Annotated in this window: 14 protein-coding genes; 9 read left to right on the plus strand and 5 right to left on the minus strand. The window is 67.4% G+C overall.

Annotation, left to right across the window (positions count from 1 at the left end):
* Positions 1-49: 49 nt before the first annotated feature.
* Together G0Q01_RS11660 and G0Q01_RS11665 are read right to left on the minus strand one after the other, a co-directional pair.
* A complete protein-coding gene (locus G0Q01_RS11660; RefSeq protein WP_164213385.1) occupies positions 50-3,178 on the minus strand; it encodes an efflux RND transporter permease subunit in 3,129 nt (1,042 codons plus the stop codon).
* The gene (locus G0Q01_RS11665) at positions 3,175-4,353 is read right to left on the minus strand and encodes an efflux RND transporter periplasmic adaptor subunit (RefSeq protein WP_164195822.1); all 1,179 of its coding nucleotides are present in this window, start codon (positions 4,351-4,353) and stop codon (positions 3,175-3,177) included. Before G0Q01_RS11665 ends, G0Q01_RS11660 begins: the two co-directional genes overlap by 4 nt.
* 107 nt (positions 4,354-4,460) lie before the next feature.
* Here G0Q01_RS11665 and G0Q01_RS11670 point away from each other — a divergent pair, with 107 nt between their 5' ends.
* A complete protein-coding gene (locus tag G0Q01_RS11670) occupies positions 4,461-5,159 on the plus strand; it encodes a TetR/AcrR family transcriptional regulator (RefSeq protein WP_164195825.1) in 699 nt (232 codons plus the stop codon).
* A 23-nt stretch (positions 5,160-5,182) separates the two neighbouring features.
* Here the strand turns inward: G0Q01_RS11670 and fdhD are convergent, their stop codons facing one another.
* Positions 5,183-5,989 carry a formate dehydrogenase accessory sulfurtransferase FdhD gene (fdhD, locus tag G0Q01_RS11675; protein ID WP_164195827.1) on the minus strand — a complete coding sequence of 269 codons (807 nt, stop codon included), beginning with the start codon at positions 5,987-5,989 and terminating at the stop codon, positions 5,183-5,185.
* Positions 5,986-8,289 carry an FdhF/YdeP family oxidoreductase gene (locus G0Q01_RS11680; RefSeq protein ID WP_164213386.1) on the minus strand — a complete coding sequence of 768 codons (2,304 nt, stop codon included), beginning with the start codon at positions 8,287-8,289 and terminating at the stop codon, positions 5,986-5,988. Before G0Q01_RS11680 ends, fdhD begins: the two co-directional genes overlap by 4 nt.
* A gap of 252 nt (positions 8,290-8,541) precedes the next feature.
* Here G0Q01_RS11680 and G0Q01_RS11685 point away from each other — a divergent pair, with 252 nt between their 5' ends.
* The 3 genes from G0Q01_RS11685 to G0Q01_RS11695 are packed head-to-tail and all read left to right on the plus strand — an operon-like array spanning position 8,542 to position 11,046.
* Entirely contained in the window at positions 8,542-9,936 is a 1,395-nt protein-coding gene (locus tag G0Q01_RS11685) for a cytochrome ubiquinol oxidase subunit I (protein ID WP_164195832.1), read from the plus strand.
* 1 nt (position 9,937) lies between these two features.
* Positions 9,938-10,945 (plus strand): cytochrome d ubiquinol oxidase subunit II, encoded by a 1,008-nt coding sequence (cydB, locus tag G0Q01_RS11690; RefSeq protein ID WP_164195834.1) that lies wholly within the window; start codon positions 9,938-9,940, stop codon positions 10,943-10,945.
* Complete coding sequence (locus G0Q01_RS11695) at positions 10,945-11,046, plus strand: DUF2474 family protein (RefSeq protein WP_108970368.1); 102 nt, start codon at positions 10,945-10,947, stop codon at positions 11,044-11,046. The genes cydB and G0Q01_RS11695 overlap by 1 nt, the downstream gene beginning before the upstream one ends.
* A gap of 172 nt (positions 11,047-11,218) precedes the next feature.
* Here the strand turns inward: G0Q01_RS11695 and wrbA are convergent, their stop codons facing one another.
* Positions 11,219-11,812 (minus strand): NAD(P)H:quinone oxidoreductase type IV, encoded by a 594-nt coding sequence (wrbA, locus tag G0Q01_RS11700; protein ID WP_108970369.1) that lies wholly within the window; start codon positions 11,810-11,812, stop codon positions 11,219-11,221.
* A 223-nt stretch (positions 11,813-12,035) separates the two neighbouring features.
* On the opposite strand from wrbA, the gene coxB reads away from it, so the two are divergent.
* Genes coxB through G0Q01_RS11725 form a run of 5 tightly spaced genes read left to right on the plus strand, consistent with a single transcriptional unit; the run spans position 12,036 to position 17,657 of the window.
* On the plus strand, positions 12,036-12,995 hold the full coding sequence (gene coxB, locus G0Q01_RS11705; protein ID WP_164195836.1) for a cytochrome c oxidase subunit II: 960 nt from the start codon (positions 12,036-12,038) through the stop codon (positions 12,993-12,995).
* A gap of 15 nt (positions 12,996-13,010) precedes the next feature.
* Complete coding sequence (ctaD, locus tag G0Q01_RS11710) at positions 13,011-15,566, plus strand: cytochrome c oxidase subunit I (RefSeq protein WP_164213387.1); 2,556 nt, start codon at positions 13,011-13,013, stop codon at positions 15,564-15,566.
* A complete protein-coding gene (locus tag G0Q01_RS11715; RefSeq protein WP_164195840.1) occupies positions 15,566-15,979 on the plus strand; it encodes a hypothetical protein in 414 nt (137 codons plus the stop codon). The genes ctaD and G0Q01_RS11715 overlap by 1 nt, the downstream gene beginning before the upstream one ends.
* Complete coding sequence (locus G0Q01_RS11720; RefSeq protein WP_164195843.1) at positions 15,973-16,551, plus strand: cytochrome c oxidase assembly protein; 579 nt, start codon at positions 15,973-15,975, stop codon at positions 16,549-16,551. The genes G0Q01_RS11715 and G0Q01_RS11720 overlap by 7 nt, the downstream gene beginning before the upstream one ends.
* On the plus strand, positions 16,548-17,657 hold the full coding sequence (locus tag G0Q01_RS11725) for a c-type cytochrome (RefSeq protein WP_235940081.1): 1,110 nt from the start codon (positions 16,548-16,550) through the stop codon (positions 17,655-17,657). The genes G0Q01_RS11720 and G0Q01_RS11725 overlap by 4 nt, the downstream gene beginning before the upstream one ends.
* Positions 17,658-17,664: the final 7 nt, after the last annotated feature.

The raw sequence follows: 17,664 nt of genomic DNA on the forward strand, positions 1-17,664 counted from the left end.
TGTCCCGGAGGAGAGAACTGATCGTGCCAGGGCACCCTGTCGCTTGGCGTCACTCCGCAGGCTGCGCAGCCTGCGTGCCCAAGGCGCGCCTACCCGGTTTCTCTCGCAGCATGAGCATCGCAGGGGTCACCACGAGGGTGAGCACCGTGGCAATCACCAGCCCGCCGGCGATCGCGCTCGACAGTTCCGTCCAATACTGAGTCGAGGGCGCGCCGAAGACGATCTCGCGGTCGATGAAGTTGATGTTCATCCCCAGCACCATCGGCATCAGGCCGAGCGCCGTGGTGACCGAGGTGAGCACCACCGGGCGCAGGCGTTGCGCGCCGGTCCGCAGCGCGGCTTCGAGCGGCGAGAGCCCGGCCCTGCGCAGGTCATTGTAGGCATCGATCAGCACGATGTTGTTGTTCACCACGATGCCTGCCAGCGCGATCACCCCGACGCCGCCCATGACGATGCCGAAGGGGCGCCCGGTGACGACCAGCCCCAGCAGCACGCCGCCGATCGAGAAGACGATGGCGCTCATCACCACGGCGGACTGGTAGATGCTGTTGAACTGCACCACGAGGATCAGGAACATCAGCACGATGGCGGCAACGAAGGCGAGCGCAAGGAAGATCATCGATTCCTGCTGATCCTCGGCTTCGCCGGCGAAGTCGTAACTGGCGCTCTCGGGTAGATCCGCCCTGTCGAGCTCGGCGCGCAGGGCGGTGACCTGATCGTTGACCAAAAGCCCGGGCGCGACGTTCGCCTCGATGGTGGTGACGCGCTTTTCGTCGATCCGGCGGATGACGCCGACGCGCTCGACTGGCTCGAAGGTCACGAAGTTCGAGATCGGCACGAGACCCGCCGAGGTCGGCACACGCAGGTTCGTCAGTTCCGACAGCGAGCGGGAGTCGTTGGGGAAGCGCACGCGCACGTCGAGCTCGCCGTCGGCGTCCGGCGGCCGGTAGTCGGTCACGGTGATGCCCTGGGTGAGCAGCTGCACCGCCTGGCCGAGCAGGCTGACGTCGGCCCCGAAGCGCGCCGCCTCGGCGCGGTCGACGTTGATCGCCACCTCGACCCCGGGCAGAGGGCGGGTGTCGGTGACGTCTGTGAAGCCGCCGACACGTTCCATCGCGGCCAGGACGGCATCCACCGAGGCGCTCTGTTCCGAGGCGTCGCTCGCCGAGACCCTGAGGTTCACCGGCTTGCCGCTCGAGGGTCCGCCGCTTTCTGTCTCGACCTGCACGTCGATGCCGGCAATATCGGCCATCTTGTCACGGATTTCGGCGCCGATCTCGTCGGCGGTCCGGCGCTCCTGCCAGTCCACGAGGTCAAGCTGAAGCGTGCCGATCACGTCCTCCTCGCCGCCTCCGGCGCTCATGGTCGAGCGAGCGTAGACGCTCTCGATGCCCTCGGTGCCGACAAGCCGGTCTTCGACCTTGCGCACCAGATCGTCGCGCTCGTAGATCGACAGGTTGTCACGGGCGCGCACCTGCACCTGCATGAACTCGGGCTCGACCGACGGGAAGAACGAGATGCCGCGCCCGAACTGGCCGTAAAGCGCGAAGCCGCCAAGCAGCAGCGCCAGCGCCAGGACGATGGTCGTCCAGGGGCGCAGGATGGCGCGTTCGAGCAGTCGCACATAAGCCCCGATGAGCCCACCGATCTGCCGCGGGTCGCCGCGTTCGGCGGCGTGCAGCGCCGCCTTGGCGCGCGCGGTCTGCGGCTGGTTGCGGCCGATCATGCCGCCGAGGACCGGAATGAAGATCAGCGCCATGAAGAGCGAGGCCCCGAGGGTCAGGATGACCGTGATCGGCAGGTACTTCATGAACTGCCCGATGAGGCCGGTCCAGAACAGCAGCGGGAAGAACACCGAAAGGGTGGTGGCGGTCGAGGCGATGATCGGCCAGGCCATGCGTTTGGCGGCATGGGCGTAGGCGGCCTTGGGGCTGTCGCCCTCCTGCAGGCGGCGATCGGCCAGTTCGACCGTGACGATGGCGCCGTCGACCAGCATGCCCACCACGAGGATCAGCGCGAAGAGCACGACGATGTTCATCGTGTAGCCCATCGCCCAGATGATCGCGACACCGGCAAGAAAGGCGCCGGGGATCGACAGGCCAACGAGGATCGCCGAGCGGAAACCGAGCGCAAAGATGATGACGATCATCACCAGCATGATGGCGGCCATGACGTTGGCCTCGAGGTCCGAAAGCAGCGTCTTCACCTGCTCGGACTGATCCTGAAGGTAGGTCACGCGCAGGCTATCCGGCCAGTCGGCGCTCATCTCGTCGATGACCTCTTTGCTGGCCGCAACCGTGTCGATGATGTTGGCCCCCGAGCGCTTGGTGACCTCGAGTGCGAGCGAGGGCTGGCCGTCGATGCGCGCATAGCCGGTGGGGTCCTCGAAGGTGCGGCGCACCGTGGCGACATCGCCGAAGGTGACGACGGTGGTGCCGTCGACCTTGACCGGCATGTCCATCACATCCTCGAGATCCTCGATAAGGCCGGGCACCTTCAGCACGATGCGCCCGCCGCCGGTCTCGATGGCGCCCGCCGCGATCAGCTGGTTGTTGCGCTGAAGCTGGCTGGTCAGGCTCTCGAAGCTGAGGTTGTAGGTCTGAAAGACCGTGGGATCGATCAGCACCTCGAGGAATTCCTCGCGCGCGCCGCCGATGTCCACCTCGAGCACGCCAGGCAGCGCCTCGAGCTTGTCCTGCACCGCCTCGGCGATGTCGTTCAGCGTCCGCTCGGGCAGGGGGCCGGACAGCACGGCGGTGATGATCGGGAAGAGCGCGGTGTTGATCTCGGTGACGTTGAGCGTGGTCGCATCCTCGGGCAGGTCGCTCTGCACCGTGTCGGCGGCCTCACGTACCTTGTCGAGCGCCTCGTCGATGTCGCCGCCGGCGGCGAATTCGAGCTGCACGCTGGCAAAGCCCTCGGTGGCCTCGGCCGACATCTTCTCGAGCCCCTCGATGGCGCCGAACTCGGCCTCCATAGGCTCGATGAGCAGCCGCTCCGCGTCCGAGGGGCTGATACCGTCGAGCGTCGTGCTGACGTAGACGAGCGGCAGGGGAACCTCGGGGTTCGCCTCCTTGGGGATCGAGACATAGGCCACGGCGCCGAAGGCGAGGATCATCCCCAGCAGGATCATCACCGCGCGGCCGCGGGAGAAGGCGGCGTCGATCAGGCTGTTCATTGGGTGTCCTCGGCGAGGTCGAGCGGCAGGGCGGCAGTGGCGGCGGAGCCTTGCCCTGTGCTTTCCTCCCGCTCGGCGCGGACGTCCTCGCCGTCGCGCACGAAGCCCTGTCCAAGGGTGATGAGCGTCGCTTCGTCGTCGAGCCCGGTGACCCAGACGCTGTCGATCTCCGTCTTCACGATCTGGACCGGATGGAAAACGACGCGCCCGTCCTCGACGGTCTTCAGCCCGATCTGACCGGCCTCGTCGAGCGAGATGATCGATGGAACGACGCGATGCGCCTTGGCCTCGCCGGTGGGGATGGTGACCTGCGCCGAGATGCCCGCGGGCACCTCGCCGCCGGGGTTGGCGACCTCGATCTCTGTCAGGAACGTGCGGGTCTCGGCGGCCGCGGCGGCACCGACGAAGCTGACGCGCCCCTCGCGGGTCTGGCCGGTGATGAAACTGACCTCGGCGCTCTGTCCCTCGCGGATCCGGCTCAAGGCCTGCTGCGGCACCTGGATGGCAACGGTGAGCGGGTCGTTGTCCACGATGCGCGAGATGGTGGCACCGGCCTGCACGTATTCGCCCTCGCTGGCAGGCAGCGCCTCGATGCGCCCCGCGAAGGGGGCTTCGACGACGAGATTGCCGATGGCCTCCTCGGCGCTTGCCACGTCGGCCTCGGCGACGGCCAGCGCGGCGCGGGCGTCGGACAGCCGGTCGTTGGTGGCGACGCCGCGCTCGAAAAGCTGCGCGGCATTGTCGAATTCCCGCCGGGCATTGGTGCGCTGTTCCTTGGCCTGGGCCAGCGCGGCCTCGGCGCGGGTCGAGTCGAGGCGGGCGAGGATGTCTCCCGGATCCACTCGGTCGCCCTTGGAGAAGGGCACCTCGATCACCGTGCCCGCGGTCTCGGCGATCACCTCGGTGTCACGATCGGGCAGCGCCTGACCCTCGGCGCGGTAGCTCAGCGTGACCGGCTCCGCCTGCGAGGGGCGGACCCTCACCGAGGGTGGCAGCGGCTCCTTGGCGACGGCCTCGTTCTTTGGCTCGGCACCGGGGAAGAGGAAGCCGCTGCCCATCCAGGCGACGAGAGCCCCCACCAGTGCGATGGCGATCCAGAGCGGCCGCGAGGAGCCGCGGTCGGTTTCGAACTGCAGCGCCGGTCCTTGGGGCGCGGCGTCGGGGCGGTCGGTCATGCTGGTGCACCTTCGCTCATGAGGGCGTGATCGGAACTCGGTCTGCGCGCCTTTACATACCGACCGTCGGTCTGTAATCAAGGGCGCAGATGACGGAGAACGTAATCGTGACCGCCAAACGTTCCAGAATGACCGCAGGGGACCGCCGCACGGCGATCCTGGATGTCGCGGCCGAGCTACTGTCCACCCACCCGTGGGAAGAGGTGACCGTGGCCCTTCTTCTCGAGGGGGCAGGGATCTCCAAGGGCGGCTTCTACCACCACTTCACCTCGAAGGAGGACGTCCTCGAGGCGCTTTTGCTGCGGTTCACCGACGCGTGCACCGCAGCAGGCCAGGCGGTCCACGAGCGGAGCCCGGGCGGCGCGGTCGCGCGCTTCACCGCCTATCTCGGGGGCACGACCCGCTGGGAACTCGACCATGCCGAAAAGATCGTGGCGGTGATCCGTATCGCGATGATGGCCGGGAACGAGTCGATCTTTCTCAAGCTCGAAGAGGAAACCCGGCAGCGGGCCACGCCGCTATTGCGACGGCTCGTCGCCGAGGGCGTCCGGGAAAGGGCCTTCGACGTGATCGACATCGACATGACCGTGAGCTTGCTGCAGCACGCGTGGCGGATGCGCTGGGTGGTCCTCGGGCAGGCGCGCCAGCTCTGCGCAGCGGGCGACTTCGCCGGGGGACGGGCGATGCTCGAGGACCGGCTGAGCCTCGAGGAGCGGATGACCAACCGGCTGCTCGGGTGCGCCGCGGAGACGCCGGTGCGCATGCCCGCTGCCGAGGAATTCAAGGGGTTCTTGACGTCCCTCTGACCCCTCGGCCTGCCCCACGTGCCTCACCGAAGGGTAGGACGTGCGGGGGGGCTGGTCCATCCCGCCAGCCTCCTCGCGCCGCTAAGACAGCACGGCGCCCGCCCTGTGCCGCGGGCGACGAGCGTCAGGCCGGCGTCCAGCGCGATGCGCAGCGCGTAGTCGGTTGCGGCGCTGGGGGCGACCAGAGCCGTTGCGCCGAGCGCGATGGTCTTCTGCACCATCTCCGTCGACACGCGCGACGAGATGATCACCGCGCCTTCCGCAGGGTTCTGGTCGGCCTGGCACAGCGCGCCGGCCAGCTTGTCGAGCGCGTTGTGCCGTCCCACGTCTTCGCGGGCCATCACGATGCCGCGGCCTGGCACCAGAAAGCCCGCCGCATGGCAGGCGCGCGTGCGATCGTGCAAGGGCTGGTGCGCGCGGAGCCGTTCAGGCGCCGCGGCGAGCTCGTCCGGGTCGAAACAGGGGCCATCGGGCAAGCTCGGCAGGTCGCGCGCCACCTTGGCAAGGCTGTCTATGCCGCAGAGCCCGCAGCCCACTGGCCCGACCATGGCGCGCTGGCGCTTCAACACGCGACGGGACGCCTCTGGCGCCAGCCACATGCGCGCCTCGAAGCCATTCGGGTGGTGCAGGATTTCGAGCTCGCGCAGCTCTCCACGGTGCTGGAGGATACCCTCGGTCAACATGAACCCGAGCGCGAAGTCCTCCAGATCGTCGGGGGTCGCCATCATCACCGCGAGCGTGCTGCCGTCGCAGGTCAGCGCCACGGGGGCTTCCCCGATCTGCGGCGGCAGCGCAGGCCCCTCGCCGGTCAGGCTCTGGTGCAGGCTCACGCGACGATCCTCACGGGTGTGCCCTTGTAGGCGGGGGTCTGGGAATTTTTCTCGTGGTAGGTCAGCGGCACCAGCGGGTTGAGTTCGGGATAATAGCCCGCGATGCAGCCATCGGGAAGGTCGTAGGGGGTGATCCTGAAGTCCTCGACCCGCCGGGCCACGCCATCGTCGACGGCGGTGACCAGCGCCACCTTCTGCCCCTCGGAAAGGCCGAGCCGCTCCATCTCGCGCCGGTTGATCATGACGATCTCGCGCCCGCCGCTCAGCCCGCGCAGCCGGTCGGAAAAGCCGTAAATCGTGGTGTTGAACTGGTCGTTCGACCGCAGGGTGATCAGCGTCATCACCTCTGTCCCCGTCGGCGCCTCGCCAAGCGCCGAGAGCGTCGTGGGCTCGGTGAACCCGGCCTTGCCGCTTTCGGTGTGCCAGATGCGATCGCGGGCGGGATTTCCACGGTAGAAGCCGCCGGGCTGCATCAACCGCTCGTTGAAGTCGGCGAAGTCGTCAGGGAAGGTCTGGGCGATCAGGTCGCGCACCAGATCGTAGTTTTCAGTCCATCCCTCCCAGTCCAGCTTCGGGTTCTCGGGCAGCGTCGCCTTGGCCATGCCCGCCACGATGGCGAGCTCGGAGCGCACCGTCTCCGACGGTGGCTCGGCCCCGCCGAGCGAGCCGTAGATATGCGAGAAGGTATCCTCCATCGAGACGGCCTGCGGGCCGGTCGCCTGCACGTCGCGATCGGTGCGGCCAAGGCAGGGGAGGATGTAGCTGACCTGGCCCGGCACAAGGTGAGAGCGGTTGAGCTTGGTGGCCACATGCACGGTCAGGCGCAGGCGCGGCCAGGCGGCCTCCATGCGCGCCCGATCAGGCAGGGCGCGGATCAGGTTGCCGCCGAGCGAGATCATCGCCTCGACGCGGCCGTCGAGGATGCCCTCGCAGGCGTGGACGGCGTTCATTCCCTCGCGGGTCGGTGCTTCGATCCCGAAGAGTGCGCGCAGCTTGTCTGCTGGCATATGCGCCGATTTCTCGCCGATGCCGACGGTGCGCTGACCCTGAACGTTGGAATGGCCGCGCACCGGCGAGATGCCGGCGCCCAACTTGCCGATATTGCCGCGCATGAGGAGCAGGTTGCACAGCATCCCCAGGTTAAGCCAGCCGTTGACATGCTGCGTCATGCCCATTCCGTAGATGCCTATTGCGGTCTTGGCCGAGAGATACACCTCCGCCGCCTCGCGGATCATCGCTTCGGTCAGCCCTGAGTGCCGCTCGATCTCAGCCCAACTGGCGGCCCGTACGGCCTGCTGCGTCTCCGGGAAGCCGCTTGTATGTTCCGTGATGAATCCGTGATCCAGCACGGTGCCGGGCGCGGCGTCCTCGGCCTCGAGCACGCATTTCATCAGACCGGCGATCACCGCGATGTCTCCGCCCGGGCGCAACTGGTAATAAAGCTCGGAGATCCGCGTCGGTGTGCCGACGGTCATCTGCGCCGGGCTCTGCGGGTCGGCGAATTCGATCAGCCCGCGCTCGCGTACCGGGTTGAAGGTGACAATACGGCAGCCGCGCTTCACCGCATCCTTCAGCACGTGCAGGAAGCGCGGGCTGTTGGTGCCGGTGTTCTGGCCGAAGAAGAAGATCGTGTCGCAATGCTCGAAATCCTCGAGCGTGCAGGTGCCGACCGGTGTGCCGATGAAGGTCTTGAGGTTCACGCTGGTGGTCTCGTGGCACATGTTCGAGCTTTGCGGCAGGTTCTGGTGCCCCATGGCGCGGGCGAAAAGCGCGTAGAGATAGGAGGCCTCGAGCCCCGCGTGGCCGGAGGCATAGAAAACTGCCTTTTCGGGGGCCATACCACGCAGCTCGCGACCGATCTCGGCAAACGCCTCCTCCCAGCGGACCGGCAAATAGCGGTCCTGCGCCGGATCGTAGCGCAGCGGCTCGGTCAGGCGGCCGGACTTTTCCAGATCATGGTCGTGCCAGCCGCGCAACTCGGTGAGGGTGTGCTGTGAGAAGAACTCGGCCCCGGCGCGGTTGCGGTCAAGCTCCCAGAGGGTCGCCTTTGCCCCGTTTTCGCAAAATTCAAAGGTGCTTGGCTTTGCCGGCTTGGCCCAGGCGCAGGAGGAGCACATCACCCCGCCCGGCTTATTGAGCTTGGCCAGTACCTTCGTCGCCACGGTGGGGACACCGGTTTCGCCAGCTATCCGGGCGACACCCTTCAGTGAGCCCCAACCGCCGGCCGGGTGACTGTCGAAGGGCGTGTCCGGATCCTGGGTGTCGGCCCGGTGGCCGGCAGAGGAATTTCTTTCGTCCATGACATCGCTCCTTTGCTCCGTGGGGGCTTCGGGACAACCGGGGCGTCGGGGGGATTGTTCCGCCGGTGCCGGTTCCGTGAAGCCTCCGGGTGATCCGCAGCGGCTGCCGTGCCGTAGTCTCCATCAATGGGGCAGACCGACCACGGAGCGATCCGGCCGGACCGGCCGATTGCCCGAAGATCGTCCGGCTGTTTGCCGGATGCGCGGGCGGGGCTAGCTCTACCTAAAGCCACACCTTCGACGGAATTTGCCATGACCGCAGAAGTTCTCGCCCGGCTCCAGTTCGCCTTTACGGTGTCGTTCCACATCATCTTCCCGGCCTTCTCGATCGGGCTGGCGAGCTATCTCGCGGTGCTCAACGGCGCCTGGCTGTGGACGCGGGACGGGCGGTATCTGTCTCTGTTCAACTTCTGGAAGAAGATCTTCGCCGTCGCCTTCGGCATGGGCGTGGTGTCGGGCATCGTCATGTCCTACCAGTTCGGCACCAACTGGTCGGTGTTTTCCGACAAGGCCGGCCCGGTGATCGGGCCGTTGATGGCCTACGAGGTGCTGACCGCCTTCTTCCTCGAGGCGGGCTTTTTGGGGATTATGCTCTTCGGCCGTAGCCGGGTGGGGGACGGGCTGCACATGCTGGCGACCGGCATGGTGGCGCTGGGGACGCTGATCTCGGCCACTTGGATCCTCGCGGTGAACAGCTGGATGCACACGCCGGCCGGCTTCTCGATCGCCGAGAACGGCCAGTTCGTGCCCGAGGACTGGTGGCAGATCGTCTTCAACCCCTCCTTTCCCTACAGGTTGGTGCACATGGTGCTGGCGGCCTATCTGACCACCGCGCTCGTGGTCGGCGGCGCCTCGGCCTACCAGCTTCTTAAGACGCCCGGCCACACGGTGTCGAAACGGAGCCTGTCGATGGCGATGTGGATGCTGGTGCTCGTGGCGCCGCTGCAGATCTTCGCCGGCGACCAGCACGGGCTCAACACGCTCGAACATCAGCCTGCGAAGATCGCCGCGATGGAGGGCCACTTCGAGCGCCACGAGGGTGGCGTGCCGCTGGTGCTCTTTGCCATCCCGGACCAACAGAACCAGAAGCTGGACTATGCGCTCGAGGTGCCGCACCTGGGCTCGCTCATCCTGACACACAGCTGGGACGGGCAGATCCCGGCCCTCTCGGAATTCCCGGTCGAGGATCAGCCGCCGGTTTGGATCGTGTTCTGGTCGTTCCGGGTGATGGTGGCGCTCGGCTTTGCCATGCTCGGGCTGGCGCTCTGGGGGCTCTGGGCGCGCTGGCGAGGCCGGCTCTATAGCGATCCCTGGTTGCTGCGCGCCTGCGTGGCGCTCGGTCCGGCGGGTTTTGTGGCGGTGCTGGCGGGATGGATCACCACCGAGGTCGGCCGCCAACCCTGGACGGTCTACGGCCTGCTGCGCACCTCCGAGAGTCATTCGCCGTTGGACCTGCCGGCTCTGACCACCTCGCTGATCGGCTTCGTCACCGTCTATTTCTTCGTCTTCGGAGCGGGCACCTTTTACCTGCTGCGGATGATGCGCAAGGCGCCCGATACGCCGCGGCTCGGCCTGCGCGACGGGCCGATCCGGACGGCGGGGATCATGCCAGGCCCTGCAGTGACCCCCGGCGAGAGGAGCGACTGACATGCTCGGATTGGAGCTTTCCTTCATTTGGGCAGGGATCATCGCCTTTGCCGTGCTGGTCTACGTGATCCTCGACGGGTTCGATCTTGGGGTCGGCATCCTGTTCCCGCTCGCCAAGACCGAGCAGGAGCGCGACGTGATGATGAACTCGGTCGCGCCGATCTGGGATGGCAACGAAACCTGGCTGGTGCTGGGCGGCGGCGGGCTCTTCGCGGTCTTCCCGCTGGCCTATGCGGTGGTCATGCCGGCGCTTTACGTGCCGATCATCCTGATGCTTCTCGCGCTGATCTTCCGAGGGGTCGCTTTCGAGTACCGTTGGCGCACGAAACGCTGGAAGCGGCTGTGGGACTTCGCCTTTTTCGGCGGCTCGCTGGTGGCGGGCTTCTCGCAAGGCATGGCGCTCGGTGGGCTGGTGCAGGGCATCGAGGTGGTGGATCGCGGCTACGCCGGCGGCTGGTGGGACTGGCTCTCGCCCTTCTCGTTGCTCACCGGGCTGGCGGTGGCCACGGGCTATGCGCTGCTCGGCGCCACGTGGCTCGTGATGAAGCTCGAGGGCGGGGTGCATGACCGCATGCGCCGGGTGGCGCAGCCGCTGGGTCTGGCGACGCTGGTCTTTCTGGGCCTCGTGTCGCTCTTCACGCCGCTGCAGGACGAGGTCTACTTCCAGCGCTGGTTCAGCGGCGGCTCGCTGGTCTTCTCCGTGGCCGTACCTGTGCTGGTGCTGCTTTGCGCGACGGGTCTCTGGAAGGGGCTGCGAGGCGGCGGTGACCGACTGCCGTTCTTCTCGGCGCTCGGCTTTTTCGTGCTGGGCTTCATCGGCATCGGCATCAGCTTCTATCCGATGATCGTCCCGCCCTCGCTGACCATCGTCGAGGCCGCGGCGCCCGACAGCAGCCTTGCCTTCGCGCTCGTGGGCACAGTGATCCTGATCCCGATCATCCTGGCCTACACCGCCTACGCCTACTGGGTGTTCCGCGGCAAGATCGACCCCTCTGAGGGCTATCACTGATGCGGGGCAGGAGGCTGCTCTGGTTCGTAGGGCTCTGGCTTGCGGGGATCGCCGCGGTGGGTGCCGTGGCGCTGCTGATCCGGCTCGCGCTGCCCTACTGAGCCGGTGCGAGGCGAGCGACCCGGCACGCGCGCCAGAGGAATTGGCGAGCAACCGCCACGAATTTGTCACGGAACGCCTGAGGACGCGCCTTTGGCGAGACGGGGGCGAGACGGGCCTCTCCCTGCGCACCAAGTTCTGAAACCCGGTGCGCAAGGGCCCAAGGCAGGCGCGTTAGGCGATCAGCTTCGCGGTGATGTCGACCAGGCGCTTGGCCTGGTGCGAGACCGAGGCCTTGCCGGTCTCGTCAAACGCGCCGGCTTCGGTCGAGAAGCCGTAGGGGTTGCCGCCCGAGGCGTAGATGACGTCGCTCGTATAACCCGGCGCCACGATGATCGCTCCCCAATGCATCGCGGTGGTGTAAAGGCCAAGCGTGGTCGCCTCTTGGCCGCCGTGCACGTTCTGCGCGCTGGTGGTCGCGGTGATCGTCTTGCCCGCGAGCTTGCCCTCCGACCAGACCCCGCCGAGCGTGTCGATGAAAGCCCGCAGCTGCGAGGCGGACTGGCCGTAGCGCGTTGGGGCGCTGAAGAAATAGCCATCGGCCCAGACCATGTCGTCGGGCGTGACGACGGGGATGTCGGCCATCTTCTCGGCCTGCGCCTTCCAGGCATCCTGGCCGTTCACCACGGCCTCGGGTGCGGTCTCGGCGACGCGCAGGAGGCGGACCTCGGCGCCGGCGTCCTTGGCGGCCTCGGCCGCCGCGAGGGCGATCTGGTGATTGGTGCCATAGGTTGAGTAGAAGATGACTGCAATCTTGGGGTGTGCCACGGATCTTGCTCCTGTCGACGGTGGTGTTTCGGGAATACCGGTAAAATTGAAGCGGGTGCTGTCCGCCTGCCGGATGATGATAGGGCAGATCGCGGGTTTGTCGCGCGAAGCCTCTGAGGGAGCGTGGGGCGCCCGCGCCGCGAGGTAACTTTCGCAGGGCTGGCGTGGAACGCTTCGCCTCCTGAATCGTTTAGCAAGAATTTTGCAGCGACAGGGCAAACCTTTGAGGGCATTGGCAGCGGCGGCGGCACTGGTATTTTTGGCCGGGTGCTCGGGGCGCCACAATTGGCTCGCCGGCGCCGGCGAGGAAGCGCGGTCGGTCGAGACGCTTTTCTGGGTGGTCCTGACGGGCGCGGGAGTGATCTGGGCTCTGGTGATCGGCGCGGCCACCTATGCGCACCGTGCCGAGGCCAAGCCGCACCGCGAGCGCGAGGCCCGGCGTTTCATCGTCTGGGGCGGTGTCGTTCTGCCGGTGCTTGTCGTCGGCGGCCTGCTGGTCTGGGGGCTGCTGATCCTGCGCGACATCACCGCAGATGACGGCGCGCTGACGGTGCGCGTCGACGGCGAGCGCTGGTGGTGGCGGGTGATTTACGAAACGCCCGAGGGCCCGGTGACCACCGCCAACGAGATCCGCTTGCCGCTCGGCGAGCGGTCCCTCTTCAAGCTGACCGCCGACGATGTGATCCATTCGTTCTGGGTTCCGGCGCTGGGGGGCAAGATGGACATGATCCCGGGCCGCGAGACGACGCTGGCGCTGACCCCCCGAAAGCTCGGCAACTGGGGCGGCCTCTGCGCCGAGTTCTGTGGCGGCGCGCATGCGCTGATGCGCTTTGACGCCGTGGTGATGGAGCCCGATGACTTTGCCCGGTGGCTTGAACACGAAGCGCGGCCCGCGCAGGTGGCCGAGGGCGATCGGGGTTTCGTCGTCTTCGACGAGGAAGGCTGCGGCGCCTGCCATGCCATCCGCGGCACAGAGGCGCGGGGAGCGGTCGGGCCGGATCTCACCCATCTCGCCTCGCGCGACAAGCTTGGGGCGGGCATCTACGCGATGACCCCGGAGAACATGGCGCGCTGGATCACCGAAACCCACGAAATGAAGCCCGAGATCGACATGCCCGCCTATCCGGGCCTGCAAGGCGAGCGGCTGGATGCGCTCGTCGGCTTCCTGATGAGCCTCGAATAAGGGACCGCGCCGCGCATGACCCAAGAGATCGACCTCTCGAAGCTCCCCCCCGCCGAGCCCTACGACACGGCGCGCGACGAGGCGCAGCGCGCGCGCCTGATGAAGGTCTGGCAGACCCCGACCGGCTGGCGGCGCATCTCGGCGGTGAACAACTCGTCGGTGGGCAAATGGTACCTGCTGACTTCCTTCGCCTTCTTCGCCTTCGCCGGGTTCTTGGCTCTGCTGATGCGCGCCCAACTGGCGGTGCCGAACAACGATCTGCTGTCGCAGAGCCTCTACAACCAGCTCTTCACCCTGCACGGCACTGCGATGATGTTTCTCTTCGCGGTGCCGATTTTCGAGGCGGTGGCGATCCTCATCCTGCCCGAGATCCTCGGCGCGCGGGACCTGCCGTTCCCGCGGCTCTCGGCCTTCGGCTACTGGTGTTTCCTGATCGGCGGCATCTTCGTCTGCGGCTCGGTGTTCTTCGGCGTTGCCCCGGACGGCGGCTGGTTCATGTACGCGCCGCTGTCGTCCAACCCGGACTACAGCGGGCTGGGGGCGGACATCTGGCTGCTGGGCCTGTCGTTCATCGAGGTTTCGTCCATCGCCGCCGCCGTCGAGCTGATCGTCGGAGTGCTCAAGTCGCGCCCGCCGGGGATGCGGCTCAACCTCGTGCCGCTCTATTGCTGGTACGTGCTGGTGGTGGCGGGGATGATCCTTTTTGCCTTCCCGCCGCTGATCGCCGGGGACCTGCTGCTGGAGATGGAGCGGGCCTTTGGCTGGGCCTTCTTCGACCCCGACCGGGGCGGCGACCCGCTTCTGTGGCAGCACCTTTTCTGGATCTTCGGCCACCCCGAGGTCTACATCATCTTCCTGCCCTCCATCGCGCTCATCGCGACCATCCTGCCGACGTTCGCAGAGCGTCCCATGGTGGGCCATTCGTGGATCGTGCTTTCGGCAGTGGGGGTCGCCTTCCTGAGCTTCGGGCTCTGGGTGCACCACATGTTCACCACCGGGCTGCCCGAGATCTCGCTCTCTTTCTTCTCGGCCGCCTCCGAAGCAGTAGCGGTGCCCACGGGCATCCAGATCTTCTGTTTCATCGCGACCATGCTGGTCAGCAAGGTACGCCGCTCCGTGCCGATGCTCTTTGCCGGGGGCGCGCTGGCGATCTTTGTTTTCGGAGGCCTGACGGGTGTCATGGTGGCGCTGGTGCCCTTCGACTGGCAAGCGCATGACAGCTACTTCGTGGTGGCGCACCTCCATTACACGCTGATCGGCGGCATGCTCTTCCCGCTCTTTGCCGGGGTGCATTACTGGTACCCCTTCGTCACGCAGAAGAAGATGTCCGACAAGCTGGGGCGCTGGAGCTTCTGGCTGATGTTCGGCGGCTTCAACCTTGCCTTCCTGCCGATGCACTGGACCGGGGTGATGGGCATGCCGCGGCGGGTCTGGACCTATGACGTGACCGACGGCTGGGCGGTGCTGAACATGGTCTCCACGATCGGGGCCTTCATCTTCGCGGCGGGCTTCGTGGTGCTGGCGGTCAACGTGCTCTGGCCACGCGGCAAGGCGCCGCTGGTCGAGCGCAACCTGTGGAACGCCGGCACCATGGAATGGAGCGCCGAGGTTCCCGACAAGCCCTGGGGCGTGCGCTCGATCCCCTATATCCACACCCGATATCCGCTCTGGGAGCAGAAGGAGCTGCTCGGCGAGATGGACAGGGGCGAGTGGTTCCTGCCCGACGCCGAAGAGGGCAAGCGCGAGCTCATCATCACCGATATCCTCGACGCGCGCCCGCTCTACGTGCAGCGGGTCGGCGGGCCGAGCTACCTGACGCTCGGTTCGGCCTTCTGCCTCGGCGCGGTGTTCATCCTCGCCACCTTCCACCTGTGGACGCTGACGCTGCTCTTCGGCGCGGGCTTCGTCGGCTTCACGCTCTGGTGGCTCTGGACCGGCACTTCGGAGATCCCCGAAAAGCCGGAGAAAGAGGCGGGGCGCGGGCTGGTGCTGCCGACCTACGCGCAGGGCAACAACGCGCCCGGCTGGTGGGCGGTGTTCATCACCATGACCGGCGACATGACCGCCTTCATGGGGCTGGTGTTCAGCTATTTCTTCTACTGGACCGCGCTGCCCAATTTCCTGCCGGGCGCGGCGAAACTTCCGGGTTTCGGCTGGCTGCTTCTGGGTCTGGCACTGCTGCTGGTGGGCTGGGCAACCGCCCTGCTGGCCCGTGAGCGTCTGGCGGGCGGCAGCACGGGACAGGCGATGGCCTTGTTGCTGGGAGGCGTGCCGCTTGCCGCGCTTGGGATCGGGGCGTGGTGCTGGGCGGCATGGAGCGCCGGACTGAACCCCACCGAGACCTCCTTTGACGCCACCGTCTGGGTGCTGATCCTGTGGATGGGACTGCACCTACTGCTCGACGCGGTGATGCGGCTTTATGTGGCGGCGCGGATCTGGCGCGGGCGCTGCACGCCGCGCTACCGGGCGGACTGCGTGAACTTGACGCTCTTCACCCACTTCCTCGCGCTGACGGCGGTGGTGATCTTCGCGCTGCTGGCGCTCTTCCCGATGCTGATGGGGGTGGTGTGATGGCCCGGTCCGAGGGGAAAAAGACCGTCCCGCCCGGCGAGGCGCCGCGGGTGATCGACCAGGGCTCTGTCTGGATCCTCGTCGCCGCGCCCTCGATCTGGGCGGCGCATTTCCTGCTGAGCTACTGGGTCGCCGCGATCTGGTGCGCCAAGCTCGGGCGCGGCACGCCGCTGGCCGAGCCACGCTGGATCATCGCCGCGCTCGGGGCGCTCTGCATCGCCGTGATCGCAGGTCTGGCTGCGCTGGCGATCCGGCGCTACGGTGGCGTCTTCGTGATCTTCGAGGAGATCACCGAAAGCTCGGAGCGGGCGCGCGACAAATTCATCGGCCACGTGGCCCTGCTGCTCTGCGTGCTCTCGGCGGTGGCGATCCTCTTTACCGTGATCCCCGGCATGGTGCTGGGCCAATGCTGAGCCCGCGCCGCCTCCTTGCGCTCGGCCTGCTGGCGGCTCTCTGGCTCGGGCCGCTGCCCGGGCTGGCGGCGGGGTCGATGGTGCTGCACATGGTGCTGCATCTGGGCGTAACTGCCGTGGTTCCGGCGCTCTGGGCCCCGGCCCTGCGCCTGCCGTCGGGCGCCATGGCGCTGGTGCTGGGCGCAGTGGCCGAGATGCTCGTGGTCTGGGTCTGGCACCTTCCGGCGTTGCACCTATGGGCGCGGCTGAGCACCACTGGCCTCGTTCTGGAGCAAGGCAGCTTTCTGGGCGCCGGGATATTGCTCTGGGCCACGGTGCGCGCGGCGGGCGGTTTCGGGGGCGCTGTGGTGCTGCTGGCCACGACAATGCACATGACCCTGCTCGGCGCGCTGATCGGCCTCGCGCCGCGCACGCTCTACGGGGACATCTGCGCAGGGCACCTGGGCCTCTCGGCGCTGCAGGAGCAGCAGGTGGCGGGGGCGCTGATGGCCGGGGCAGGGGGCGCGATCTACCTCGTTGCCGCATTGCGCCGGCTGGGGCAGGCTCTGGAACTCGGGGAGACGCAGGCATGAGACTGAAACGCTGGATCGCGGGGGGCATCGGCGCGCTGGCGGTCGGGGGCGCGGCGTTCTTCTGGTTCGCGCCCTACAATATCGCGGCCTCGGTCCCGCATCTGCCGGGCGTGGGAGAGACGCTGCACCAGTACCTGCGCAACGCGGTGCGGGTGCGGGCGAACCGGGTGGAGGTGCCGCGCCACGTCGACCTCGACGATCCGGCGCTGATCCGCCTCGGCGCCGGGCATTTCGCCACCGGTTGCCAGACCTGCCACGGCGCGCCGGGCATCGCGCGCAACCCGGTGGTCAAGGGCATGCGCCCGGAGCCGCCGATGCTTACCTCCGGTGACTTCGAGCTCAAGGAGTTCTGGTGGATCGCCCGGCATGGCTTCAAGTATACGGGCATGCCGAGTTGGCCCGGCGAGGGCCGCGACGACGAGCCTTGGGCGCTGGCAGCCTTCCTGTCGCACTACGACAGCTTCGACCGTGCCGCTTACGAGGACGCAGCCTTTGGCCGCGCCGGGGGCTATGAAAGCGAAGGCGTGCGCTTCGGGGGTCTGCCCGGGGCCATTCCGCAGGAACTGGCCTGCGCACGCTGCCACGGCGAGGACGGGCTGGGCCGCGACGGCACGGCGCCGAAGCTGGCCGGCCAGTCCGCCGAATGGCTGGACCTGGTGCTCGGCGCCTATGCCGGGGGCCACCGCGAAAGCGGCTTCATGGAGCCGCTCGCCGCGCCACTTGCCGCCGAGACACGCGCCGCGATCGCCGAACGCTACGCGGGGATGAGCGGCGACTGGCAGGGGAGGGCGCTGCCGTTCGGCGATGCCGAGCGGGGGCGCGAGCTGGCGCAGCGGGGCGACGAGCACGAAGATATCGCCAGCTGCGCCGCCTGCCACGAGGGCGGCGCCGACGGGGTCTCACCCAAGCGGACCGACACCCCGCGGATCGCCGGACAGGACGGCTATTGGCTGGTCAACTGGCTGCATCTCTACCGGGACGGTCCCGCGCCCGACACACCGCGATCCCATCTCATGCAGGCGGCCGCGCGGAACCTTACGGATGCGGATGTCGCTGATCTCGCCGCCTATTACGCGACGCTTGGTCGGGGGACGGTGGGCGAGTAGAGCGCAG

It is taken from the genome of Salipiger sp. PrR007 (assembly GCF_010499845.1).
Classification (GTDB): domain Bacteria; phylum Pseudomonadota; class Alphaproteobacteria; order Rhodobacterales; family Rhodobacteraceae; genus Salipiger; species Salipiger pacificus_A.